This window comes from Tepidimonas sp. (assembly GCF_036825565.1).
Lineage (GTDB): Bacteria > Pseudomonadota > Gammaproteobacteria > Burkholderiales > Burkholderiaceae_C > Tepidimonas.
Map to the genome: position 1 here is coordinate 1 of NZ_DAISXZ010000086.1, position 8,500 is coordinate 8,500.

Genomic DNA, 8,500 nt, shown 5'->3' on the forward strand with positions numbered 1-8,500 from the left:
GACCCCGGCATGACCCCGCTGAAGAAGTTCAGCATCATGTCCGAGGACGACTACGACGCCAAGCGCCGCGAGTTCGGTGACGAGTTCGTCGCCAAGATGGGCGCTGAGGGCATCAAGGATCTGCTGCAGAGCATCGATCTGGACACCGAGATCGAGAAGCTGCGCAACGACCTGACCGGCTCGGAGATGAAGGTCAAGAAGAACGCCAAGCGCCTGAAGGTGCTGGAGGCGTTCAAGAAGTCCGGCATCAAGCCCGAGTGGATGATCCTGGAGGTGCTGCCGGTGCTGCCGCCGGACCTGCGGCCGCTGGTGCCGCTGGACGGCGGGCGCTTTGCCACCTCGGACCTCAACGACCTGTATCGCCGCGTCATCAACCGCAACAACCGCCTCAAGCGCCTGCTGGAGCTCAGGGCCCCCGAGATCATCGCCCGCAACGAAAAGCGCATGCTGCAGGAAGCCGTGGACAGCCTGCTGGACAACGGCCGCCGGGGCAAGGCGATGACTGGCGCCAACAAGCGCGCGCTCAAGTCCCTGGCCGACATGATCAAGGGCAAGAGCGGCCGCTTCCGCCAGAACCTGCTCGGCAAGCGCGTGGATTACTCGGGCCGCTCGGTGATCGTGGTCGGCCCGACGTTGAAGCTGCACCAGTGCGGTCTGCCCAAGCTGATGGCGCTCGAGCTGTTCAAGCCGTTCATCTTCGCGCGGCTGGAGCAGATGGGCATCGCCACGACGATCAAGTCGGCCAAGAAGGAGGTCGAGGCCGGCACGCCGGTGGTGTGGGACATCCTGGAGGATGTCATCAAGGAGCACCCGGTGCTGCTCAACCGCGCGCCGACGCTGCACCGTCTCGGCATCCAGGCGTTCGAGCCGGTGCTGATCGAGGGCAAGGCCATCCAGCTGCACCCGCTGGTGTGCGCGGCGTTCAACGCCGACTTCGACGGCGACCAGATGGCCGTGCACGTGCCACTGTCCATCGAGGCGCAGATGGAAGCGCGCGTGCTGATGCTGTCGTCCAATAACGTGCTGTTCCCGGCCAACGGCGAGCCTTCCATCGTGCCGTCGCAGGACGTGGTGCTGGGCCTGTACTACGCCACGCGCGAGCGCGTCAACGGCAAGGGCGAGGGCATGGTCTTTGCCGACGTGGCCGAGGTGCAGCGCGCGCTGGATGCCGGTGTGGTGGAGCTGACCAGCCGCGTCAGCGTGCGCCTGACCGAGTGGCTCAAGAACAAGGAGACTGGCGAGCTGGAGGCGGCGACCAAGCTGCGCGACACCACCGTGGGCCGCGCGCTGCTGTCGCAGATCCTGCCCCAGGGCCTGCCGTTCGAGCTGATCGACAAGCCGCTCAAGAAGAAAGAGATCTCCAAGCTCATCAACGCCTCGTTCCGCAAGTGCGGCCTGAAGGAGACGGTGGTCTTTGCCGACAAGCTGCTGCAAAACGGCTTCCGCCTGGCCACGCAGGCCGGCATCTCGATCTGCATCGACGACATGCTGGTGCCGGCCGAAAAGCAGGCCATCATCGAGCGCGCCGAGGCCGAGGTCAAGGAAATCGCCCAGCAGTACGCCTCGGGCTTGGTGACGGCCGGCGAGCGCTACAACAAGGTGGTGGACATCTGGGGCAAGGCCGGTGACGAGATCTCCAAGGTGATGATGGAGCACCTCAAGAAGGAGAAGGTCATCGACCGCGCCGGCCGCGAGGTGGAGCAGGAGTCGTTCAACTCCATCTACATGATGGCCGACTCCGGCGCGCGCGGCTCGGCGGCGCAGATCCGCCAGCTGGCCGGCATGCGCGGCCTGATGGCCAAGCCCGACGGCTCGATCATCGAGACGCCGATCACCGCCAACTTCCGCGAGGGCTTGAACGTTCTGCAGTACTTCATCTCGACGCACGGCGCGCGCAAGGGCCTGGCCGACACGGCGCTCAAGACCGCCAACTCCGGCTACCTGACGCGCCGCCTGGTCGACGTGACGCAGGATCTGGTCGTCACCGAGGAGGACTGCGGTACCGCCAACGGCACGCTGATGCGCGCCATCGTCGAGGGTGGCGAGGTCATCGAAAGCCTGCGCGAGCGCATCCTGGGCCGCACCACGGCCGAGGACATCGTCGACCCCGAGACGCAGCGCGTGCTGGTGGCCGCCGGCCAGATGCTGGACGAGGACGCGGTGGACCTGATCGAGCAGGCCGGTGTGGACGAGGTGCGCGTGCGCACCGTGCTGACCTGCGAGACGCGCTACGGCGTGTGCGCGCGCTGCTACGGGCGCGACCTGGGCCGCGGCGGGCTGGTCAACGTCGGCGAGGCGATCGGCGTCATCGCCGCGCAGTCGATCGGTGAGCCGGGCACGCAGCTGACCATGCGCACCTTCCACATCGGTGGTGCGGCGTCGCGCGCGGCGGTGGCCTCCAGCGTCGAGGCCAAGTCCAACGGCATCGTTGGCTTCAACAGCACGATGCGCTACGTCACCAACGCCAAGGGCGAGTTGGTGGTCATCGCGCGCTCGGGCGAGATCGTCATTCACGACGACAACGGCCGCGAGCGCGAGCGCCACAAGGTGCCCTACGGCGCGATCCTGGCGGTCAAGGCGGACCAGCGCATCGGCGCCGGCACCATCCTGGCCAACTGGGACCCGCTGACGCGCCCGATCATCACCGAATTCGCCGGCGTGGTGAAGTTCGAGAACGTCGAGGAAGGCCTGACGGTGGCCAAGCAGGTCGACGAGGTCACCGGCCTGTCGACGCTGGTGGTCATCGACCCGAAACGCCGCGGTGCCACCAAGGTGGTGCGCCCGCAGGTCAAGCTGATCGACGCCGAGGGCAAGGAGGTCAAGATCCCCGGCACCGATCACGCGGTGACGGTGACGTTCCCGGTCGGTGCGCTGATCCAGGTGCGCGACGGCCAGAGCATCCACCCCGGCGAGGTGCTGGCGCGCATCCCGGTGGAAGGGCAGAAGACGCGCGACATCACCGGCGGTTTGCCGCGCGTGGCCGAGCTGTTCGAGGCGCGCTCGCCGAAGGACAAGGGGATCCTCGCCGAGATCACCGGCACGGTGTCGTTCGGCAAGGAGACCAAGGGCAAGGTGCGCCTGCAGATCACCGACCCGGACGGCAAGGTCTGGGAGGAGCTGGTGCCCAAGGAAAAGAGCATCCTCGTGCACGAGGGCCAGGTGGTCAACAAGGGCGAGCTCATCGTCGACGGCCCGGCCGACCCGCAGGACATCCTGCGGCTGCTGGGCATCGAGGAGCTGTCGCGCTACATCGTCGATGAGGTGCAGGACGTCTACCGCCTGCAGGGCGTGAAGATCAACGACAAGCACATCGAAGTGATCGTGCGGCAGATGCTGCGCCGCGTCGAGGTGGACAACCCCGGCGACAGCCACTACATCGCCGGCGAGCAAGTCGAGCGCTCCGAGATCCTCAACACCAACGACGCACTGCGCGCCGAGGGCAAGACGCCGGCGACCTTCCGCAACCTGCTGCTGGGCATCACCAAGGCCTCGCTGTCGACCGACTCGTTCATCTCGGCCGCATCGTTCCAGGAGACGACGCGCGTGCTCACCGAAGCCGCCATCATGGGCAAGAAGGACGAGCTGCGCGGCCTGAAGGAGAACGTCATCGTCGGCCGCCTGATCCCGGCCGGCACCGGCATGGCGTTCCACGAGGCGCGCCGCGCCAAGGAGCGCATGGACGAGGAGGAGCGCCGCGCCATCGCCGAAGCCGACGCACTGTCGATGGCCGGCGGCGACGCCGACGACGAGACGGCTTGACGCCCCCCCTGTCTGACCTCATGGCCGAGGCCGCGCGCTGCGTGGCCGACGTGCACGCCGGCCGTTCGCTGGCCGATCTGTTGCCCGCGGTGCCGGCGCCGCTGCGCCCTGGCACCCAGGCGCTGGTGTTCGACACCTTGCGGCGCGCGGGCACGGCGCGGGCATTGGTCGGGGCCCTGGCCGAACGGAAACCGCCCCCCCCAGTGGCCGCGCTGCTGGAGGTGGCGCTGGCGCTGCTGCTGCAGGGCACGGCGTATGCCGCGCATACCGTGGTCGATCAGGCCGTGCAGGCCCTGCCGCGGTTGCGTGCGCCGGCGCTGCGCGGCTTCGTCAACGCCTGTCTGCGGCGTTTTCTGCGCGAGCGCGACGCCCTGTTGGCCCGCGCCCAAGCCACGCCCGAGGGGCGCTGGAATCACCCCGAGTGGTGGGTGCAGCGCCTGCAGCAGGACTACCCGGACCAGTGGACCACCGTGTTGGCGGCCGATGATCGGCCCGGGCCGATGGTGTTGCGCGTCAACCGCCGCCAGACGTCGCGCGAGGCGTATCGGGCGCGGCTGGCGGCGCTTGGCTGGGCGGCCGACCCCATCGGGGCAGACGGGCTGGTGCTGGCCGATCCGGTGCCGGTCGAGCGCCTGCCCGGGTGGGAGGCGGGCACCGTTTCGGTGCAGGATGGCGCCGCGCAGCTCGCGGCGCCCCTGCTGCTGGGGGACGGTCTGCCCGCCGGCGCCCGGGTGTTGGATGCCTGCGCCGCCCCCGGCGGCAAGACGGCCCACCTGCTGGAGCGCGCCGATCTGGACCTGTGGGCGCTGGATGCGGACGGCGCGCGCGCCGAGCGCATCCGCGACACGCTGCGCCGGTTGCGCCTGCCTGCGGCGGGGCAGGTGCGTGTGCTGACGGCGGATGCCGGCACGCCAGCCGATTGGTGGGACGGTCGGCCGTTCGATGCCATCTTGCTCGATGCGCCGTGCAGCGCCTCGGGCATCGTGCGGCGCCACCCGGATGTGCGCTGGTTGCGCCGACCTGGCGACATCGACCGTCTGGCGGCCGAGCAGCGGCGCCTGCTGGCCGCCTTGTGGCCCTTGCTGGCCCCCGGCGGGCGGCTGCTCTACGCCACCTGTTCCGTGTTTCGGGTCGAGGGGGCGGATGTCGTGACCGACTTCCGGGCCCGCCATCCGCAGGCTCGGGTGCTGCCCGCCCCCGGTCATTTGCTGCCCGGCGGGCTGGCGGCCGATGCGTCGGATACCACAGCCGGCTTCGTCTCCGCGCACGCCATGGGCGACAATGCGCGGCGTGGCATGGATGGATTTTTCTACGCCTTGCTCGCCAAGGGGTGAAGGGCTTTGCGCCGGTGCCGCGTCCGTCGGGATGCGGCGCCGCGCCGCGCTGCGCGCCATCGCCGGCGGGGCGGTGGCGTTGGCGGCGACCGCGCTGCCCCCGCGCCGGGGCTGGGCCGCGCCCGAAGGCGATGCGGCGCACTGGCGGCTGGAGCGCACGCCCGATGCCCTGTACCTGTCGGCGCGCGTGCCGCTGGAGCTGCCGGCGCAGTTGACCGATGCGTTGCACCGCGGTGTGCCGCTGCACTTCGTCTGGCGGGCCGAACTGCGCCAACCCCGCTGGTACTGGACCGATCGGCAGTTGGCCAGCGTCGTGCGCACCGTCCGGCTGGTGTATCAGCCCCTGACCCAGCGCTGGCGGCTGAGCGTGCACGAAGGCGGGGCGCACGACGCCGCCGCGGCGGCGGGTGCGCTGCATCGCAGCCTGGACACCCTGGGCGAGGCGCTGGCGCTGGCGCGCTCCGTCCAGCGCTGGCGGGTGGCGTCGGCCGCCGCCCTGCGCGGGGACGAGCGTCTGGAGGCGGAGTTTCGCCTGGACACCAGGCAGCTCCCCCGCCCGCTGCAGATATTGCCCGGGTGGGCGAGCGAGCCGCCCCCTGGCTGGCACGCGGTGTTCAAGGTGCCCGCCGCCCCCGGGGCCGAGGCCCTCGAGCCCACGGAGGCCCGTGAATGAGCAATGCCCGCGAGCGGGACGCGGTGCGGGCGCGCAACCTGCGCTGGTTTCTGGCGCTGGGGCTGCTGTTCATCCTGGGCGTCGGCTTGGTGCTGTTCTATCTCTTGACCCTGGCCACCGACCACCGCGCCGTCAAGCCCGAAACCTACACCCGGCTGCTCATTTTCAACCTGGGCGTGGCGGCCACCCTGGCCGGTGTGCTGTTGTGGCTGGCCACGCGCCTGATCGTGCGGCTGCGGCGCGGTCGTTTCGGCAGCGGGCTTTTGCTCAAATTGGCGGCGATCTTTGGGCTGGTGGGGGTGGTGCCGGGGGCCTTGATTTACGTCGTCTCGTACCAGTTCGTCAGCCGCGCCATCGAAACCTGGTTCGACGCGCGGGTGGAGACCGCCCTGCGTGCAGGGTTGGAGCTGGGGCGAACCGCGCTGGACACCGTGAGCGCCGAGTGGGCCACCAAGACGCTCGGCCTGGCCGCTTCCATCGCCAACAGCGGGGATGGCGCCGCAGCGGTGGCCTTGGAAGGCTGGCGTGACCAGAGCGGGGCCACCGACGTCGTGCTGTGGAATGCGCAGGGCCGCGCCATCGCGAGCGCCGGTGAGTCGCGCTTCCGCCTCGCGCCGGAACGGCCGTCGCCGACCCTGTTGCGGCGCGCCCGCTCGGAACGGGTGGTGACCTGGATCGAGGGCCTAGAGGAGCTGGAGACCCTGGCCGACCCGCGGGAGGTGATCGGCCTGTCCGCCGCCGCGCTGCCCAGCGTGCGTGTGTTGGCCTATGTGCCCGCCGGGGGCTTTTCCTTCGGGCTGGAGCCGCGCTATCTGCAGGTCACAGCCGGCATGCCGCTAGCCTTGGTGGCCAATGCCCTTGCGGTGCAGGCCGCCAACCGCGAGTACCAGGAACGCGCGCTGGTGCGCGACGGTTTGCGCAGCATGTACATCGGCACGCTGACCCTGGCGCTGTTTTTGGCCGTGGCCGGGGCGGTGCTGCTGGCGGTGTTGCTGGGCAACCAACTCGTGCGGCCGCTGCTGCTGCTGGCCGAGGGCATGCGCGACGTGGCCCGCGGCGATCTGGGGCCCAAGGTGGCCTTGCCCGCGCGCGACGAACTGGCGGGGCTGACCCGCACGTTCGCCCACATGACGCAGGAACTGGCGGACGCCCGTCAGGCCGTGCAGGCCTCCATGCAGCAGGTGGACGCCGCGCGCGCCAGCCTGCAGACGCTGCTTGACAACCTCACCTCGGGCGTCATCGTCATGGCGCCGGACGGCCGCTTGCGCAGCGCCAACCCCGGCGCGGCCCGCATTCTGCGCGTACCCTTGGGCGACCATCTGGGGCAGCCGCTGGAATCGATCCCGGAACTGCGGCCCTTCGGTGCCTGGGTGCGGGCGCAGTTTGCACGCTTCGTCGCGGACCCGGAAGGTACCACCGAGGGAGCGCACTGGCAACAACCGCACGATCTGCTGGCCCCGAATGCGCCGAATGCGGCCCAGGCCCCGGCGGCAGCCCGCACCCTGATCGCCCGCGGGGCGCTGCTGCCCGGTGGCGACCATCTGCTGGTGCTCGACGATGTGAGCGACATTATCTCGGCCCAGCGCGCCCAGGCCTGGGGTGAGGTGGCGCGGCGGCTGGCTCACGAAATCAAGAATCCGCTGACGCCCATCCAGCTTTCCGCGGAGCGGCTCGCCCTCAAGCTGGAGCCGCGCTTGCAGGGGCCTGATCTGGCCATGCTGCAGAAATCGGTCAAAACCATCGTCGATCAGGTCGAGGCCATGAAGCGCCTAGTCAATGAGTTTCGCGACTACGCCCGCTTGCCGGCGGCGCAGTTGGCTGCGCTGGATCTGGCCCCGCTGCTGCGCGAAATCGTGGCCATGTACGAGGCCTCTGCCGTGCCGGTGCGGCTGGACCTGGACTCCGCATGTCCCCCCGTGCTGGCCGACGCCCAACAGGTACGCCAAGTGGTGCACAACCTGGTGCAAAACGCGCAGGACGCCACCGCCCCGGCCAGTGGCGGCGTCGTCACGCTGCGCACCCGCGTCTCCGACAACGGACAATGGGTGCGGCTGCAGGTGATCGACGAGGGGCCGGGCTTTGCGGAGGCGATTCTGCAGCGGGCCTTCGAGCCCTACGTCACCACGAAGCCCAAGGGCACCGGGCTGGGTCTGGCGGTGGTCAAAAAAATCATGGACGAGCACGGCGGGCGCGTCGAGCTGCTCAACCGCCGCGACGGCGACCGAATCCTGGGTGCACAAGTCTCGCTATCATTCAGGGTTGCAAATATGCAACAGATTCCACAGGGGGTCCCCACCAACGGGTGACTGCAGACGATGGCAAATATTCTGGTCGTCGACGACGAACTCGGTATCCGCGAGCTGCTGTTCGAGATTCTCAATGACGAAGGCCACGCGGTGGAACTGGCCGAGAACGCCGCTCAGGCGCGCGCGCACCGCCATCGCTACGTACCGGACCTGGTGTTGCTCGACATCTGGATGCCGGACACCGACGGCGTCACCCTGCTCAAGGAATGGGCCACGTCTGGTTTGCTGACCATGCCCGTCATCATGATGAGCGGGCACGCGACGATCGACACGGCGGTGGAGGCCACACGCATCGGCGCCATGGCCTTTCTTGAAAAGCCCATCACCCTGCAAAAGCTGTTGCAGGCGGTCGAGAAGGGGCTGGTGCGCGGGCCGTTGCGCGCGCCACGCTCGGCCGGGGTAACGAATGGGGGCGCCCCGTCGGGGGG

5 protein-coding genes are annotated in these 8,500 nt (G+C 69.4%); all 5 read left to right on the forward strand.

The features are described 5' to 3' along the window. Positions 1-3,759: DNA-directed RNA polymerase subunit beta' (gene rpoC, locus V7026_RS10180; protein ID WP_334155268.1), on the forward strand; the 3,759-nt coding region annotated here is incomplete at its 5' end. Further along, positions 3,756-5,093, forward strand: a complete 1,338-nt coding sequence (rsmB, locus tag V7026_RS10185; protein ID WP_334155269.1) for a 16S rRNA (cytosine(967)-C(5))-methyltransferase RsmB — start codon at positions 3,756-3,758, stop codon at positions 5,091-5,093. The genes rpoC and rsmB, both read left to right, overlap by 4 nt. Positions 5,094-5,124: 31 nt before the next feature. Continuing rightward, complete coding sequence (locus V7026_RS10190; RefSeq protein ID WP_334155270.1) at positions 5,125-5,766, forward strand: DUF4390 domain-containing protein; 642 nt, start codon at positions 5,125-5,127, stop codon at positions 5,764-5,766. Further along, on the forward strand, positions 5,763-8,072 hold the full coding sequence (locus tag V7026_RS10195) for a sensor histidine kinase (RefSeq protein WP_334155271.1): 2,310 nt from the start codon (positions 5,763-5,765) through the stop codon (positions 8,070-8,072). The genes V7026_RS10190 and V7026_RS10195 overlap by 4 nt, the downstream gene beginning before the upstream one ends. Positions 8,073-8,081: 9 nt before the next feature. Next, a partial coding sequence (locus V7026_RS10200; RefSeq protein ID WP_334155272.1) for a response regulator occupies positions 8,082-8,500 on the forward strand: 419 nt, incomplete at its 3' end.